General features: G+C 35.1%; 16 protein-coding genes. 2 read left to right on the forward strand and 14 right to left on the reverse strand.

All coding sequences use genetic code 11. The features are described from left to right. Positions 1-68: 68 nt before the first annotated feature. The 5 genes from QLS65_RS04885 to QLS65_RS04905 all read right to left on the reverse strand — a co-directional run bounded on the left by QLS65_RS04885 (position 69) and on the right by QLS65_RS04905 (position 5850). Positions 69-200 (reverse strand): FeoB-associated Cys-rich membrane protein, encoded by a 132-nt coding sequence (locus tag QLS65_RS04885; RefSeq protein ID WP_121343192.1) that lies wholly within the window; start codon positions 198-200, stop codon positions 69-71. 141 nt (positions 201-341) lie between these two features. Continuing rightward, positions 342-2573: a TonB-dependent receptor family protein gene (locus tag QLS65_RS04890; protein WP_282715582.1), complete on the reverse strand. Its 2232-nt coding sequence runs from the start codon at positions 2571-2573 to the stop codon at positions 342-344. A 104-nt stretch (positions 2574-2677) separates the two neighbouring features. Further along, a complete protein-coding gene (feoB, locus tag QLS65_RS04895; protein ID WP_121343193.1) occupies positions 2678-4777 on the reverse strand; it encodes a ferrous iron transport protein B in 2100 nt (699 codons plus the stop codon). Next, entirely contained in the window at positions 4777-5016 is a 240-nt protein-coding gene (locus tag QLS65_RS04900) for a FeoA family protein (RefSeq protein ID WP_121343194.1), read from the reverse strand. The genes feoB and QLS65_RS04900 overlap by 1 nt, the downstream gene beginning before the upstream one ends. 168 nt (positions 5017-5184) lie before the next feature. After that, the gene (locus tag QLS65_RS04905; protein WP_099713879.1) at positions 5185-5850 is read right to left on the reverse strand and encodes an SCO family protein; all 666 of its coding nucleotides are present in this window, start codon (positions 5848-5850) and stop codon (positions 5185-5187) included. 224 nt (positions 5851-6074) lie between these two features. On the opposite strand from QLS65_RS04905, the gene QLS65_RS04910 reads away from it, so the two are divergent. Continuing rightward, complete coding sequence (locus QLS65_RS04910; RefSeq protein ID WP_282715583.1) at positions 6075-8138, forward strand: M13 family metallopeptidase; 2064 nt, start codon at positions 6075-6077, stop codon at positions 8136-8138. A 70-nt stretch (positions 8139-8208) separates the two neighbouring features. On the opposite strand, the gene QLS65_RS04915 is transcribed toward QLS65_RS04910, so the two are convergent. The 5 genes from QLS65_RS04915 to QLS65_RS04935 all read right to left on the reverse strand — a co-directional run bounded on the left by QLS65_RS04915 (position 8209) and on the right by QLS65_RS04935 (position 14245). Continuing rightward, the gene (locus QLS65_RS04915; RefSeq protein WP_282713280.1) at positions 8209-9132 is read right to left on the reverse strand and encodes a DMT family transporter; all 924 of its coding nucleotides are present in this window, start codon (positions 9130-9132) and stop codon (positions 8209-8211) included. Between the two features lies 1 nt (position 9133). After that, positions 9134-9937, reverse strand: coding sequence for a Rossmann-fold NAD(P)-binding domain-containing protein (locus tag QLS65_RS04920; protein WP_282715584.1), 804 nt, complete (start codon positions 9935-9937; stop codon positions 9134-9136). Positions 9938-9949: 12 nt separating this feature from the next. After that, positions 9950-12268, reverse strand: coding sequence for a M28 family peptidase (locus QLS65_RS04925; protein ID WP_428831870.1), 2319 nt, complete (start codon positions 12266-12268; stop codon positions 9950-9952). 103 nt (positions 12269-12371) lie between these two features. Then, entirely contained in the window at positions 12372-12719 is a 348-nt protein-coding gene (locus QLS65_RS04930) for a hypothetical protein (RefSeq protein ID WP_282713282.1), read from the reverse strand. Further along, the gene (locus QLS65_RS04935) at positions 12716-14245 is read right to left on the reverse strand and encodes a bifunctional GNAT family N-acetyltransferase/carbon-nitrogen hydrolase family protein (protein ID WP_282713283.1); all 1530 of its coding nucleotides are present in this window, start codon (positions 14243-14245) and stop codon (positions 12716-12718) included. Before QLS65_RS04935 ends, QLS65_RS04930 begins: the two co-directional genes overlap by 4 nt. A gap of 180 nt (positions 14246-14425) precedes the next feature. Between QLS65_RS04935 and QLS65_RS04940 the strand changes: the two genes are divergently transcribed. Next, on the forward strand, positions 14426-14758 hold the full coding sequence (locus QLS65_RS04940) for a single-stranded DNA-binding protein (protein WP_282713284.1): 333 nt from the start codon (positions 14426-14428) through the stop codon (positions 14756-14758). Between the two features lie 116 nt (positions 14759-14874). Here the strand turns inward: QLS65_RS04940 and QLS65_RS04945 are convergent, their stop codons facing one another. The 4 genes from QLS65_RS04945 to QLS65_RS04960 all read right to left on the reverse strand — a co-directional run bounded on the left by QLS65_RS04945 (position 14875) and on the right by QLS65_RS04960 (position 17736). Next, positions 14875-15045: a hypothetical protein gene (locus QLS65_RS04945; RefSeq protein WP_282713285.1), complete on the reverse strand. Its 171-nt coding sequence runs from the start codon at positions 15043-15045 to the stop codon at positions 14875-14877. 44 nt (positions 15046-15089) lie between these two features. Beyond that, on the reverse strand, positions 15090-15596 hold the full coding sequence (locus tag QLS65_RS04950) for a ferritin (RefSeq protein WP_282713286.1): 507 nt from the start codon (positions 15594-15596) through the stop codon (positions 15090-15092). A 39-nt stretch (positions 15597-15635) separates the two neighbouring features. Continuing rightward, positions 15636-16265, reverse strand: a complete 630-nt coding sequence (locus QLS65_RS04955) for a chloramphenicol acetyltransferase (RefSeq protein WP_282713287.1) — start codon at positions 16263-16265, stop codon at positions 15636-15638. 208 nt (positions 16266-16473) lie between these two features. Then, entirely contained in the window at positions 16474-17736 is a 1263-nt protein-coding gene (locus QLS65_RS04960; protein WP_282713288.1) for an OmpA family protein, read from the reverse strand. Between the last annotated feature and the right edge of the window lie 44 nt (positions 17737-17780).

A 17780-nucleotide genomic window follows, 5' to 3' on the forward strand; every position in this document is an offset into this window, starting at 1 on the left:
TTTAAGGAAACTTTAACCCAATTGAGTTTTAAAGTAATTCAGATTAAGAAACAGAAAAGAGGAAAATTTTAATTGCAACCACAATCATCACCGCTGCCGCAATTTTTATCTGATTTTTTCTTTTTGAAAAAGAATTTTTTGATCAGAAAAGCAAGGGCAATTCCCAAGGCAATAAAAGCAATTATTTCTTGAATATCCATACTGTAAATTTAAGAAAAAGCAACCCGAAAAGGTTGCTTTTTTGCGTTAAACTAATTACAAAGTTTTTAGAACTGCGCCATGATTCCAAAGTTAATTATAAAGATTTATTTCAGATAATGAAACTGTAATTTCATGTTCAATTATAATTTTGCACCAATGGAAATGTAAAAGGTTCTTCCTTCTCCGGGTAATATACCAGGTCCTGGATATCCAGTCGAACGTCTTGTAGCATAAGCTTCATCAAAAACATTGTTTATTCCTGCTTTGATATTGTAGTTCTCTAAGAATTTATATTCTGATGAAAAGTCAAACACATTGTATTTATCGAGCATTCCCGTTACTCCATTTGCAGATGGTGTTGTGGTATTATTAGCATCTGTAAATATTTTTCCTGTTAAGCGGTATTGTAGGGTAGTAGATACGTTGTTTTTACCCCATGAAAGCCCTAAATTGTGAATATAACGAGGCGCATTTTCAACTCTTTTACCGTCTAGATTTGAACTTGTTATTACTGCATTAGGTGCTGTTCCTGTAGTTGTAAAAGTTTCAAAATCGGTGTAGCGACTGTCAATAAAACTCATCGAAGCAAAAAAGTCAACATTTCCTACTTTGTTGTCTATTTTAAGAAAACGTGTAATATTGAAGTTAAAAAAGCTTTCAATACCCTTGTTCACGGTAGTTCCTAAATTCGTTCTGTATAAAAAAGTTCCTTGTGATGGATCATTATTTGTAAACTGTCTCACTCCACCAATACGGTTGTTGTATTGAAGGTAAAATAAACTAATGTCAAAGTTGATGTAGTTGTTTATATTTCCTCTATATCCTAAATCAGCATTGTATCCGCTTGCATCCTTTAAGTTTGGATCAATCACATCTGTAACTGCTGGAGGTGTTAAGTCAGAGAAAAGTATCGGTCTGTAAGCTTGAGATATATTGGCATACACATTGGTACTAGCAAATTTATATTCTAATCCAAGGCCAAACAATGCTTTGTTACGTACAATAGGTGCTGCGTCAAAATTTACATTTGCACCATTGTTTACAGCAAATAATCCAGCGCCACTAGAGGTAATGTGTTCAAAACGAACTCCGGGTGTAGCACTAAATTTTTCAGTAACTCTAAATTGATTCTCTGCAAAAAATGCAATGTTTTCAGTCTTAAATTTTATATTTCTTGTATAATCTGGATTTACAGATAAATCGAAATCACTTCCTGTTGTACCATTTCCGCTTTGTTTACGAGTAGTTGTTGCTTGGTATGCACGTGCTCCAAAAGCCAAGTTGTGTGATGTTTTGCCCAATTTGTATTTGTAAACATTTCTGTTTTCTACACCAAAGTTTTCATAAAAATCACGATCTACACGTCGGTTGGCATAGTTATCTGTAGTAGGATTTATAGCATCAGCAACATTTGGTGTTGCAGTAAACCCAACACTATTACGCTCCCCTTTAAGACCAAATAATTTTGTATTAGAAGTTAAATTGTCATTTATTTTGGTGTCTAACTGTACTGAGAAAACATTCCATGGAGTTCCAAACCAGTTTCTATTACGTAAAGACTGCTGTGGGTTGGCTTCAAATTGTGCATCGGTCAAACCTCCAGATTGTTTCATTTGGTAATCCATATTGGTATACTCAGCAGAAATTTTGGTGTTTGGTGTAAAACGATATTCTAAGAAAGCATGGGTGTTGCGTACGGTGTACTCTCCGTTTTGTCTCCATCCATCAGCACTTCTTGAATGGTTATATATGTAGTACGAAAAGTTTTTTAGGGTACCACCAATAGCGTTGTAAGAGCTCATTAAGCCATAACTACCGACACTGTTTTGGGTTTCAAAAGTGAATTTTTTCTTTGTTTCTCTTTTCAACACATAGTTTAGCATTCCTCCAAATTGGGGTCCAAATTGTAGCGAAGCACCACCTCTGATCAATTCAATACTTTCAACTGCTTCAAGTGGCGGGTTGTAGTACGCTTCTGGATACCCAAAAACATCCGATGAAATGTCATATCCGTTTTGTCTAGTATTTAATTCCCAACTTCTGTTAGGACTCAAGCCTCTTACACCTACATTAATTTGTATACCTGATCCTTCGTTTTCCCAAATGTTTACACCAGGTACTCTAGAAAATACTTCTCGGGCGTTGTTTGTAGCAAAGTTACCGTTGATGTTAGAAAGTTTTAAAATCTCATTTTTCTTTCCTGAAAACAAAACGTTTTCTTTTACTTCTGGCATTCTTTCTGGACTTTGAATTTTACCAGTTATAATCACAGGCAACAAAGTCTTTACTGTGTCATTTAATGTTGGATTTATTTGCTGAGCAAATACGCTTGTAGTAAGCAAACATAGTCCTATCGAAAAGGCATTTTTCATATTATCTTTATTTAGATTAAATCTACGATGCAAAGATAAATCTGAAATATTATTTAGACAAATTAAAAATAATAAAAATAAAAATTTAACGTTTGTTCAATATTTTATTTTAGAATTTGATAGGCAAGTAAAGCCACCACATAAGCAAATCCAGACATGAAGATCAATTGTCCAGCCGGCCATTTCCATGAATTGGTTTCTTTTTTAGTAACTGCAAGCGTACTGGCACATTGCATGGCAAAAGCATAAAACAACAACAATGATATTCCGGAGGCAAAGTTAAAAATCTTTTCTCCGGTTACCGGATTGATTTCGGCAGCCATTTTATTTTTGATTGTAGTCTCATTATCACTGCCACCTACGCTGTAAATGGTAGCCAATGTTCCTACGAATACTTCTCTGGCAGCAAAGGAACTGATAATGGCAATTCCTATTTTCCAGTCATAACCAAGGGGTGAAATCGCCGGTTCAATAGTTTTTCCCATTAATCCAATATAGGAATTTTCCAGTTTTTGTGAAGCGACGGCATTCTCAAAATCTGTTTCTGATAACGGATTTTGCTTCGTGTTTTCAGTAACAATTGTTTCTGCATTATTGAATTTTTCGCCTGGACCGTAAGAGGCTAAAAACCACAATACAATAGAAATCGCTAAAATGATTTTTCCGGCGCCAAAAATAAAAGCTTTCGTTTTTTCGATTACATTGATTCCCACGTTCTTGAAAAGGGGTAATTTATAATTCGGCATTTCTACTACGAAGTATGTTTTTCCTTTTATTTTAAGGATTTTATTCAAAATGTAAGCAGAGAAAATAGCCATTCCAAAACCCAAAAGGTACAACAACATTAAGGTCATTCCTTGCATGTTCAGAAAACCAAAAACACGATTGTCCGGAATTACTAGTGCAATAATAATGGCATAAACCGGTAATCTGGCAGAACAGGTTGTAAAAGGTGTTACCAGAATGGTGATTAATCTTTCTTTCCAGTTCTCTATATTTCTGGTAGCCATAATTGCGGGAATAGCACAGGCTGTACCTGAAATAAGCGGCACCACACTTTTACCTGATAAACCAAATTTTCGCATGATTTTATCCATCAGGAAAACTACTCGGCTCATGTAACCACTTTCTTCAAGAATCGAAATAAACATAAACAGGAAGGCAATTTGTGGAATAAATATCAAAATTCCGCCTATTCCGGGAATGATTCCCTGTGAAATTAAATTGGTCAAAACTCCTGCCGGTAATTCTTCGGCAGCAAGTGTACTCAATGAAGCAAAAGAAGCATCGATAAAATCCATTGGAATTTTAGACCATTCAAAAATAGATTGGAAAATAACAAACAAAATCAGGAAGAAAATTACATATCCCCATACTTTGTGTGTCAGAACACGATCCAGTTTACTGCGGAAATCTTTAGCAATAGTGGTGTCAATTTTTAATCCTTCTTTCAAAACATCATTGATGAATTGATAGCGTTTTATGGTTTCTTTTTGTTGCAAACGCTTTAAATCCGAATGCGATTTAGTAAACGAACTTCTAATTTCATTTCGATCTAAATTCAGGAAGTTTACGTCTTGCGTGATGACCAACCATAATTTATACAACAGCTGGTTTGGAAATGTTTTGCGAAGCGTATTAAAATATTCAGGATCAATACTGGACGCATTCAAACACGGTTCGCTTGAAATGGTTTTGTAACTGACAATCAATTTTTTCAATTCATCGATTCCAAAGCCTTTTCTGGAACTGATAAGTGCGATCTTTGTTTTTAAATGCTCCTCAAGATACGGAATGTCTAGTGTGATTCCTTTAAATTTCATTCTATCGGCCATGTTGATGACTAATATTGTGGGGATTTCAAGGTCTTTTATTTGGGTAAAAAGCAGTAAATTTCGTTTCAGATTTTCAACATCAGTAACAACAAGTGCTACATCCGGATATAATTTATCGTTTTTATTCAGTAATAATTCAATGACTACATTTTCATCAATCGAACTGGCATTTAAGCTGTAAGTTCCGGGTAAATCCAGAATATTCGCTTTGGCATTATTGGGTAATTTACAAAAACCAATCTTTTTTTCAACCGTAATTCCAGGGTAGTTTCCCACTTGTTGATTAAGTCCTGTCAACTGATTAAAAACGGAAGTTTTCCCCGTATTAGGATTCCCGATTAAAGCAACATTGATATTTTGATTGGTCATTATAAGTTGTTTTTTAGTATTTCAACTTCAATCTCACGGGCTGTCTCCACGCGGATAGCAACGTGTGAACCATTAATGTTAAGGTATAAAGGATCGCCAAAAGGAGCAATTTGAAGCAGTTCAACCATATTTCCAGGCAAACAACCCATTTCTAGTAATTTCAACGGAACAATGTCAATATCAAAATCTTTGATAATGGCTTTTTCACCTTTTTTTAGAGAATGTATCGTTGTTTGCAAGTCTTATTTAGATTGAATTAAGATTGCAAAAGTACATATTATAAAACTAAAAAAAATGATAATTGTCAATTTTGTAGTTTTTTTGGATAAATTTTAAGAATAGGGAATAGTTTGTTTTACTGGGTTTTTCAATCAGATTATAAGTGACTTATCTTCTGTTTAAAGTCTTTATTCGTTACTCAAAAAAGTAATATCTTCGATTAATCGCTTGATGTCTTCTTTATTGGTGCCGTCATAAAAGCCACGAACTCTTTTTTTGGCATCCACCAAAACAAAATTTTCGGTGTGAACCATATCATATAATTCACTTGGTTTTCCCAGTTTCACGGCCAAATATGATTTTCTGGCCATGGTATAGATTTCTTTTTTATCTCCGGTAACTAAATTCCATTTGGCATCATCAACATGATGTTTTTTGGCGTAGGCCTTCAAAACAGGAACGCTGTCAGTCTCCGGGAAAACGGTATACGATAATAATTTCACCTTTGGATTATTGGCGAAAGCTTTTTGAATATCGGATAAATTGGTGGTCATCTTTGGACAGATAGAGCCGCAAGTGGTAAAGAAAAAATCAGCAACGTATATTTTGCCTTCGTAATCTTTTTGGGTGATGGTTTTTCCGTTTTGGTTAACAAATGAAAAATCAGCAATCGTATGGTACTTGCTTTTGTATTGAATGGTGCTGTCCACTAATTCAGGATTTACATCCGCAGGATTATAAATGGGGAGTGTTTTTTTTGGCTTTAAAGCCGAATAAAATAAAGATAAAATGATTGCCGAAAGAACAATGAAGACCCCGAAAAAGAGTCGGTATTTTTTGAAAAATTCTAACATAACGCTATTTTGATGCAAAAATACGAAAACGAGATTTGTTTTTAATTCAAATTAACACAATCTTATTTTAGGTGCATTCCTTTGAAATAAAGGATGTGAAATTAATACCTTTTAGGATTAAACCTTTTAGAAATTTTAAAGTCAAATAAAGATGTATTTGATTTTAACTAAAAATCAAATTATTTATTAATAGCTTTGTTAAGATAACTAAAAACCAAAAAAAAATGAAAAAAACCAGCAATAAGCAATTGCTTTTTGTGATTCCCGCAATCATGGGTTTTGCGGTGAGTCAAGCACAGAATGCTCCGGCAGCTAAAGAACCGGGGATCAATGTGAATTACATGGATAAGGCTGTAAAGCCTAGCAACGATTTCTTTCGTTATGTAAACGGAACTTGGTTGGATAATACGGAGATTCCAGCTGATAGAACCCGTTGGGGTAGTTTTGATGAATTGCGTCAAAAAACAGATGCTGATGCATTGGCAATTCTAAAAGAAGCCGCAACAAATCCAAGCTACAAATCAAATACTGATCAAGGAAAAGCGATTAACTTATACAAATCTATTCTCGATACCGTAGGAAGAAATAAGTTAGGTATAGCGCCTTTGAAACCGTACTTAAAGAAAATAGACGCGGTTAAAAATGCCAAAGATTTAGAGGTATTATTGATCGAAATGGAACCTATTGGTGGTATTGGATTTATGGGTGCCGGCGTAGGAACTGATGCAAAAAACAGTAGTAGAAACGTGATTAATTTAGGTCCCGGCAGTGTAGGCTTGCCAGACAGAGATTATTATGTTTCTGAAGATGCCGATTCCAAAGAGAAACGTGCTAAATATCTTTTACACGTTGCCAAAATGTTGCAATACCTTGGTGATAAACCAGCAGTTGCAAAAATGAATGCTGAAAAAATCCTGGCTCTTGAAATTGCCATGTCTAAACCAAGATTGGACAGAGTAGAACGCAGAGATCGCCGTAAGTCATACAATCCAATGACATTGGCTGATTTGAGTAAATTAACTCCATCAATCAACTGGAATAATTATTTCACAAAAATTGGATTGGCAAAAGTAGATACTGTTATTGTATCGCAACCAAAATACATGACTGCGCTAGAAACTATTTTTAAAGAAAATAAAGTAGAAGACTGGAAAGCATACATGCGTTGGAGTTTGTTGAATAGAGCTTCAAGCCAATTATCAACTGAAATTGAAAATGCAAACTGGGAGTTTTACGGAAGAACGTTAACGGGAGCTGTAAGTCAAAGACCACGTGACGAAAGAGCACTTCAGACCATCAATGGAGCGGTTGGAGAAGCGTTAGGAAAATTATATGTTGAGAAAAAATTTCCGGCTGAAGCCAAAGCCAAAGCGGAGAAAATGATCAAAAATATATTTTCAGCTTTCGAAAACAGAATCAATAATTTGTCTTGGATGTCTGCAGAAACAAAGGTGAGCGCGCTTGCTAAACTGCATAAATCAAGAATTAAAATTGGTTATCCTGACAAATGGAAAGATTATTCAGCCTTGACGATAAAAAGTCCAGAAGAAGGCGGAACGTATTTTGAAAACGCTAAAAGCATGGCGCAATGGCGTTTCAATGAGAATATAGCAGAGTTGAATAAACCTGTTGATAAAGACAAATGGGGAATGTCTCCACAAACGGTAAATGCGTATTACAATCCTTCAAATAACGAGATTGTATTCCCTGCAGCAATTTTACAACCGCCTTTTTACAATTACCAAGCGGATGAAGCAGTAAATTATGGTGGAATCGGTGGGGTTATTGGACACGAAATTTCACATGGTTTTGATGATTCAGGTTCCCGTTACAATGCTGACGGAAACTTAGTAGACTGGTGGACTGCAGAAGACTTGAAACAATTTTCAGCCTTAACAGGAGCACTTGCCGCTCAATACAGCGCTTTGCAACCTATTCCGGGAACTTTTGTAGATGGTAAATTTACGCTGGGTGAAAACATTGGAGATTTAGGTGGAGTAAATGCTGCTTATGATGGTTTACAATTGTATTTGAAAGAAAACGGAAATCCGGGATTAATCGACGGATATACTCCAGAACAACGTTTCTTTATTTCTTGGTCAACGATCTGGCGTTCAAAAATGCGTGATGAAGCCTTGAAAAACCAAGTAAAAACAGACCCGCATTCTCCAGGAATGTACCGTGCTTATGTTCCTTTGCAAAATATAGATACGTTCTATAAAGCATTCGATATCAAAGCAAATGACGGAATGTATATTGCACCTGAAAAGCGTGTAAGAATCTGGTAGAAATACATACAAGCATAAAAAAAGTCCCATTTGACACCGTCAGATGGGACTTTTTTGATTTATCAGGGATTTATTTTCGGCCTTTCCTCAACGAATAATTGACCATATACAATCCAAACAATGTAACGCCACCGCCTATTGCAATGGCAGCATTTAGTACTTCTCCGAAAATCACAGCACCTAGAATTACGGCTATAATTGGGTTGATGTAGGCGTAAATACTGCTTATTTCAGCAGGAAGATTTTGAAGCGCATAGATAAAGGCAATGAAAGTAAGTACAGAACCAAAAACAACTAAATAAGCAATAGACCACCACGAAATAGCTGGAATAGCACTCAAACTAACGGAAGTTCCCGTTGCTCCATTGTACGCAAAAATTAAAATACTGGATATAAACATTTGCAGCCCCAAACTAAAATAAGGATTAAAACTGGCTGCTTTTTTCTTTGTGTATAACGAGCCAAATGCCCAAGTTAACGTGGCTATTAATGACAGTATAATCCCAAATCTAAAATCAGGAATCATAAAATCACTTAAATGATCGTAAAAGATAACGCAGACGCCGCCAAAACTGATAATCAGACCAATAACCGTCAGTCTTGCCAATCGTTCTCCTTTAAAAAAAGTAATAATTACAATCCATAAAGGAACAATAGCGCCAATGATTGCTCCCAGTCCGCTACTGATGTATTTCACGCCCCAAGTGCTTAATCCGTTGCTCAAAACAAAATTAAGGATGCTTAAAATGACAATGGTTTTCCATTGTTTTCCTTTTGGCCAAGGTGTTTTTTTGAACAAGAAAAAAGAAATATACAGCAATCCACCAATGAATTGTCTAATGGCAGCAAGTTGTAAAGCCGGCATATGTTTTACGCCTTCTTTTGAAGCAATCCAAGTAGTTCCCCAAAAAAAACTGACCCAGCACAAGGCCAAAATAGGTAATCCAATGGCATTAACTTTAGACGAAACAGCATTTTTAATTTTAGTTCTCACGTTATAAATTTGGTTTTGTAAAAGTATAATTTAAAACGGTTTCTATTTTAGTACTCAAAATTGTTTTTCCAATAGATGGATTTTTATGATTAAACTTTGGCAAAGCCAAATCTAAATCCACTGCTTTTTGTGTGTAGTACCTTTCTCGTGAGGGATGAGATGGAGCGACCGCATTGAAGGTTTCATTCCACACATCATTTTCAATGATTTTTAGAATTATACCCACACAATCTTCCTGATGAATCAAATTAATCGAGGCGTCAGGATTATCCAAATTTTCACGTCCAGCCAAGAACTTTATTGGATTACGGTCTTCGCCAATTAAGCCGCCAAAACGCAATACCGTTGTTTTAAAGTTTATATTGCTTTGCAAAAGCTTTTCTGTTTCCAGTAATTGTTTGCTTCCTTCAGTATCCGGTTTCGGGATTGTTTCTTCAGTAACAAAAGCATCATCGTCATTATAGACCGATGTTGAACTGATGAAAAGCACTTTTTCGACTGATGATTTTTCTGTAAACGGAATTGTATTTCTAATCTTGGAAACAAAGTTTTCTGTCCCTGAACCGCGAAGTTTTGGTGGAACATCGATTATTAAAATTTCAGAATTCTCCAGAAAATCGGTTACGTTTCCAGTGGTTTTATTTTCTGAAAGTGCAATTAAAAAAGGTTCAATTCCTGCATTTTCCAATACGGCTAATTTCTCTGTCGAAGTCGTCGAGCCGTTTACTGAAAATCCTTTTGAAAGTAAGGCTTTCGCCAAAGGAAAACCCAGCCAGCCACAACCTAGAATACTAATTTTTGTCATTTGGTGTTTAAATTATTTGACTTTCAAACTGTCTTTTGCAACTGTTAAACTATCTTTAGTCATAGGATTGATAGCAGTATCCAAAGCATTTGCAACCACAACCGGTGTCGGTTTTATTTTTTGTTTGATTACTACCGCATCATTCAAAACAAAAGGTGTTGGCATCATCCAGTTTTCTCTTTTGGCTATTCCAAATAAAGGATTAGTCATTAAATCAAAAGAACTTTCCATCAGTTCCATATCAAAAACCGTTGAGGAATTTACACTGAACTGCATTTCTAAAGGTGTGTTTCCAACGACATAATAACTCAATATTTTCTTTCCTTTGCGTTGGTAAAGTGAATTTTTCTGGCCTAATGTGGTCACGCCATTCGCTTTGAAATTATGAATCGCCATTTTTTCATTGGCAAAAATATCATAGCGGTTGACGTTTCGATTCGGGGAAATCTTTATTCTCAAATACCTTTGATTGCCTATAATTCTGTCTTCCAGAAACGCTATACTTGGTTTTAGAATGTCTTTTTTAGGAGCTTCGGCAGCATAAGTAAAACCGGAATTGTATTTGCTGAACAATGGTGTTTCGTTCAAAATGGCTGCGTCTTTTGGGTTTTCACCCAAATAGCTTTTGGTCCAGGAATCAAGATTGGTGTCATACGTAACCCAATTGGTTTTGTCAGTATCGGCATCATAGACATACAATAAGCTGTTTGATTTGGCTTTCCCATATTCGTAACCAGATTCAGAATGCGCTTTGGCAAAAAAGCCAATGGCAAGCACAAAAAACACTAAAGACCAGATTCCCTTTTTGGCGAAAGTCCCAAAAACAGGCAACAATAATGTGAATGTCAAAACGGTAAGAATTGCACTTCCAAACAACACTTTTAATCCCAAACCAATAGGAAACATCTGTATGAAAGGCGCTATGATTATCAAGGCCGGAATGCTAAAAATAAGACTTAGTATTTTACGGGATTTTTGGGTAATGATAAATGCAGCGAATAAAAATAATCCAAAATAGACCGGAATAATCAAGAATCCAGCTCCTTGTAAACTAAAAGCAAGCGCTCCATTAATGACAATCCAAATAAATAATGGCGCTACATAATGATTCATAGTCACTTTCTTGGCAGAAAAACGGTTGTAAAATACTAAGCTTATCGCCAAAGCCAGAAGTACAAATGCTGCAATGTAAGCGTGTCCGTTATAGGTAAATCCGTTGAGTAAATCATTGTATTGCGGGTAAACGGCTAATAATCCTTTCCAACCAAAAAAAGTAATTAATCCAGTAACAATCAATGAACCTAAAAACGGAATAAATCCTCTTCCAATTTCGCGAAATGATAAAATACGCTTGGCTATTCCTAAAAATAATAGGAAAATAAATAGCACCAATGCGATTACCACCATTGGTAAAACCCAGCTAAAAGGATAACTTATAAATGTATACGGAATGGTAAAATAGACGTAATCTTCGCTGGCTTGTGTTGTATTTAAATCGGCATTTGAGAAATAGTTCAGCAATGGCATTAAATACGTGCCTTGATGCGCTAACGTGTTTTTGTTCAAATGATTGATGTCGTCCTGAGCGGTATGATAGTTAAAATGGTCATCAATAAATGCAAAATTATACCCTTGAATATTGCCTTGTTCTCTGAAAACAGTCAAATCAGTATCGTTTGGTAACATTTTATAAATGCTGTACATCAAGGAATTTGAAACGGGAAAAGTCGCTTTTGCAGCAGCAAACTCTTTTACTAACCCTGCATTTCCCTTGTTGGTTTCCATCAACATATAGCTGGGTCCGGATGAACCACGCGCTTCAAAATTAAGCACCAAACCTATTTCTTTTGCCCAACGGTGTTTGGTTACAAATAATGCTGCGCCATTTAATCCTAATTCTTCCGCATCTGAAAACAGAATGATAATGTCATTTTTATGAGGAGTTTTAGAATATAAAAAAGCACGAACACTCTCTAGAATCGTCGCTACGCCAGAACCTGCGTCACTTGCCCCTTTAGAGTAGGAATGTGGCGCGCTGTCATAATGGGAAAGCAATAACAAAGCTTTAGAACTAGAAGTTCCTTTTATGCGAGCCAATATGTTTTTTGATTGTACCAAATTTCCCCAATCGCTCAAGGTGTATCCTTCTTGAACAGAAGTTTCCAGTCCTAACTTGTTCAGCTCTTTTACGAGATAATTTGCAACCATTTCATGTTCTTTGGAACCTACATAATGAGGTTGTTTTGAAATGGCTTCCACTTGGTTCAAAGCTCTTTTGGTCGAAAATTCAGAAAGAGAACCTTCTTCATCTGAAGTCCAATGTGGCATCATGGTGAAATAAATCAATCCTAGAATTACTAAGATAAATAAACCGGCAAAAATTGAGGAATAATCTTTTTTCATTTTTGGTTAGATAGGTTTGGGGTTGTGGTATTTATATGTCTTTTTTGACTAGCATGTAAAAATCATTGTCTAAAAGCATATAGCCTTGATCATATAGGAAGTAGTAGGTGTTTCCAGTTTTGGTTTGTAAAATATTAGTAAAAAACTCAAAATCGAAACCTTTGCCCAGGAGTTTTGTCCGAGTGGTTTTTGATTTTCCTTCAACATTAAGCTCTGACAAAATACGGTAATTCTTGCGTAACTTATTGTTGATGTTGCGCATAAAGTTAGTACTGTCTTTGTTTATTTTATTGTTGTAGGTATTACGGCAACCGTCACTACAGAATTTCTTATCCTCGCGACCTACAATTTTCTCTCCACATTCTAGGCAGGTTTTCATGGATTTATTTTTTTAATTTCGTACAAATCTGTTCTACGATCTTTAAGAATTCGAACACTTCCATGCTCGTGAAGTTCCTTTAATAAATTCAAATCAACATCTACAATTAGGGTCATTTCAGTATTCGGAGTAGCTTCGGCTTTTATTCCGTTACTTGGAAAGGCAAAATCCGATGGTGTAAACACCGCAGATTGGGCATATTGAATGTCCATGTTGTTCACCTTTGGAAGATTTCCAACACAGCCGGCTATAGCCACGTAACATTCGTTTTCAATTGCTCTGGCCTGTGCACAATGTTTGACTCTGGTGTAGGCATTTTGAGTATCAGTCAAGAATGGTACAAATAAGATGTTCATTCCTTCATCAGCCATTAATCGGGAAAGTTCTGGAAACTCTACATCATAACAAATCACGATACCTATTTTTCCGCAATCGGTATCAAAAGTCTTAATTTGTGATCCTCCGGTCATTCCCCAATGTTGCACTTCGTTTGGAGTGACGTGAATTTTAGCATACATTTCTGAAGTTCCGTCTCTTTTACAAAGAAAACCAACATTGTATAACGTGCCGTTTTCTAAATACGGCATACTTCCTGTAATGATGTTTATGTTATAAGAAATGGCTAATTCTTTAAAGCGTTTGTGAATGGGTTCAGAATGTTTGGCTAATTCCCGTATGGCTTCGGCTTCAGATAAATGATTGTAATCCGCCATCAACGGTGCTGTAAACAGTTCCGGAAATAAAGCAAAATCACTTCCGTAGCCAGAAACTACGTCAACAAAAAATTCGCATTGTTCAAACAAAGCTTCAAGATTATTCAATTGACGCATCTGCCATTGTACCAATCCCAGTCGGATAACGCTTTTTTCGAGGTTTATTAATTTTGGACTTTCGTCGTAATAGATATTATTCCATTCCAATAAAACGGCAAATTCTTTGGAATCAGAGTCACCTTCCAAGTAGTTTTTCATTACTCGGATCACGTGAAAATCATTACTCAACTGAAAAGAAAGTACGGGATCGTGAAGTTCTTTTCTTTTTACTTTTTCGATATAATTTTTTGGAGTAAGTTTTTTTGCATGTTGTCCATAATTAGGAATTCTTCCTGCAAAAACAATTGCTTTTAAATTCAATTGTTCACATAATTCTTTTCGGGCATCATATAAACGTCTGCCAAGGCGTAATCCTCTATAATTTGGATGAATAAAGACATCTATTCCGTATAAAACATCTCCTTTAGGGTTATGGGTAGAGAAGGTATATTTCCCTGTTATATCAGAATAATTATGGTTTTTATCGACAAGACTTTCATCAACAATGAGTGATAATGCTGAACCAACCACTTTGCCATCAACTAAAATTACCAATTGACCTTCAGGGAAAAGGCTTAATAACTTTTCAATATGATGTTCTCTCCAGTAGGAACCAATCATTTCAGGATAGGATTCTACCATGGAGTTTTTTAACTCTTTGTAATCGTTAAACTCTAGATTTCGTAATTCTACTTTGTTTATTTTGGCTTGCATAAGAAGTTGATTTCCATCAAATATAATTAAATTTTCCCATTTACAAACGTTTACAAATAGTTACAACCGAAAGTAATTAGTTAGTAACCGAATACTTTTTGGAAGTCACCGCATCTTTGCAATGTTGATTTGAAAGACCAATTCAACAAAACATACACTAACATTTAAATAGTATACGCCATGAGCACATTAAGAAACAAAGTACAGTTAATTGGACACGTAGGAAATGATCCGGAAATCAAAACTTTTGACGGAGGAAAAAAAATAGCCAATTTCACATTAGCAACCAATGAAAGCTATAAAAACGACAAAGGAGAAAAAGTAGAAGAAACCCAATGGCACAAGCTTGTAGCTTGGGGGAAAACAGCTGAAATTATTGAAAAATATGTTACTAAAGGCAAAGAAATTGCCATTGAAGGGAAGTTGACCCATAGAAGTTATGATGATAAAAATGGGGAGAAACGCTATGTTACCGAAGTAGTGGTAAATGACGTCCTTCTTTTAGGGAAGTAGTTTTTTAGTAATCAATATTCAGTTCAAGTCTGTTACTGAAAACCATAAAAAAACCATCGATAATTATCGGTGGTTTTTTTATGGTTTATTGAACGGTAAACTATAACTGATATTGTTTATTTGTCTTTTTTGCGTAAATCAAATTTTGGACAGTTTTTGCAACGTTTGTGTTCTGCTTTTTTATATTTTTCGCAACACTCAGACTTGAGGTTTTCTTTAGCAGATCCATTTTTAAGGAATTTTTTTTTATCCTTTTTCGTATCCTTATTTTTCTTCTTTTTACTCAATTTCTAAAAAATTAAAATCAAGTTATTTGCTAAACAATATTTGATTATTTAGGTGTGCTGTTTAAAGTTAGTTGTTGCATATCTCTGTCAAATAAATACAAGCCACCTTTATCGTCACCAATCAGGTTTATTTTATCCAAAATAAGTTTTGCCTGGGCTTCTTCTTCGATTTGTTCAGCTACATACCACTGTAAAAAGTTGTGTGTGGCATAATCCTTTTCAGAAAAGGAAACATCAACCAGTTTGTTAATCGAATCAGAAACAAAAATTTCATGTTTATACAATTCTTCAAACATTTCCTTAAATGTTCCGTAACTGATTTTCGGAGCCTTTAATTCGCTAACTTTAGCATGACCACCGCGTTCATTTACGTAGCGGACTAGTTTAAGCATGTGTACTCTTTCTTCTTCAGATTGAGCATACATAAATTTTGAAATTCCTTCCAAACCATGAGTTTCTGCCCATGAAGCCATAGAAAGATAGGTTTGGGATGATTCAGCTTCAATCCGAATCTGATTGTTTAGCGTGTGTTCTATATTTTTTGATAACATGGCAGTAAGTTTTAAGTAAAGTTACAAAAAAAACTTAACCTACTGATTCATAATATCTTGAAAAAAATCTACAAATTGTCCTAAATGTAAGCCATCTACTAATCCATGATGCACATGAATAGACATTGGCATGGTTCTTTTTCCGTTTTCAGCAATTTTCATTTTTCCAAAGGAAATTTTCGGACAACTATCCGGAAAAGTATAGCTTCGCGCATGCGATAATGAAGTGAAATCCAGCCATGGAATCGCCGAAAAATGGATTACATTATCATCTGTAAATGTTCGGGTAAAAAGACCAGTTGTATTTTGTATTCTTTCAATTTCAGTTAGTGCATTTGCAGTAAAAATTTCAAAATCTGCGTTGTATTCGATTAAAGAAAATCCGAAACTACCGTCTTCACGACCAATAGTTGCAGAAGCATTAATTTGGTCACAAACATATATTTGGTCATCCGTAATCCTGTAGCGAAATGATTCGGTAGTATTGACAGCAACCAATGTTTTGTGTAAATAATAGATAAAAAAAGAAGCGTTCAATGATTTTGCTGTTGCGTAGGCTTTGGTGCAGTCGATTTCTACGGTTGCGCCAAAGAAGGGTTCTTCAAATTGTCTAAAAAAATGGAAATGTTCTTTTCTGGACCAGTTCTCTATATCTAAAAGTGTTTTCAAGATTTTGTAATTTTATTTAGGATTCAAAAGTACAGCTATTCTTTGAAATCTGGAATTCATTTCATCCAACTTTTGTTGTGAACAAATTATAAAATGGATGTTTCGAATGCTGTAATGTTGATTTTTTTTTGTGATAAAAAACGAAAATAACAGCCATAAAAAAAGCCCTAAAGAAACTTCTTTAGGGCTTTTTGATATAAAAAACAGCTTATTTTACTCTGAAAGTAACTCTTCTTACTAATCTTCTTGCATTTTCTGAATCGATATCTACTGAAGTATCTTCACCAGCAGCAATTACATTTAATCTTGATGCATCAACATTAGCTTTAACTAAAGTGTTTTTCACATTGTTTGCTCTTGCATTAGATAATTTATCATTATATGAAGATCTTCCAACTTCGTCAGCATGTCCTACAATATCAATTGTAGCAGTAGGATTGTTTCTTAAGTATGTTAAGATAAAATCAGTGCCTTCTGTAGAAACATTAGTTGGAGTTGATTTATTGAAGTCAAAATAAACTGCAACATAACCACCATTAATTAGACTAGTGATCAATTCATTGTTTGTTAAAAGAGGAGACTTGTTAGTAGCACTACCATAATTTTTTATGATAAAAGCTTCTGTTTCATCAGGAACATTATTATTGTTTTTGTCAATAGATCTTCCTTTAGTATCAACCATTGCTCCTGCTGGTGTACTTAACTCTTCATCTAAATAATCAGCTACACCATCTTTATCAGAGTCTAACATTTTATTTTCAATAGCCATAAATCTTGCGTCAATTGCATCAAATCTACCTTCATGATCGATAACCCAGTCAGCATGTTTTTCGTTTTTACCTAAGTAAACAGTTAAACCTACTGTACCATTGAAAAGTACACCGCCGAAACCAGGAGATCCTATTGTACTTGCACCATCAAAAGTACGGTTTTGTTTAGCATTAAGAATTGTTGTAAAATCTCCAGTTAATGCAATTCTATTAGATAATTTAATTTGACCAGTAACACCAGCAATAAAATTACCCATTCTGTCAGTTCCTGAAAAGTTGTCAGATTCACCAAAACCTAATCCAAAACCAGCGTGACCTAATAAACCAAGAGTGTTTGTCCAAGTTTCAAAGCTCATGATTCTTCCTAAGTTAGCAACTGCTTGTAAGTCAGCTCTGTAGTATTTAGAGTCAAATCCTATTGAATTTTCACCTTCTTTAAAACTGTTATATCCAAAATCAACTTTCAAACCAAATTTGTTATTGAACATATAACGCACACCTAAATCAGCTACATAAGCACTAGTAACAGCAGTTCTATATCCAGCAGTCATAGGTCTCATCGGTTTGTTTAAACCACCAGCTAATTCAACAGACCATTTGTTAAATTCAGTTCCAGTACTTGCGCTTTCTACATTTTCTGTTTGAGCACTCAAAGTTGTCATTGCAGAAGCAAAAACTAACGTAAGTATGATTTTTTTCATAATTTTATTTTTTAAAAATTCTATGCAAAAATACGATATATTGT

The organism is Flavobacterium algoritolerans (assembly GCF_030010385.1).
In the GTDB taxonomy this organism is placed as follows: domain Bacteria; phylum Bacteroidota; class Bacteroidia; order Flavobacteriales; family Flavobacteriaceae; genus Flavobacterium; species Flavobacterium algoritolerans.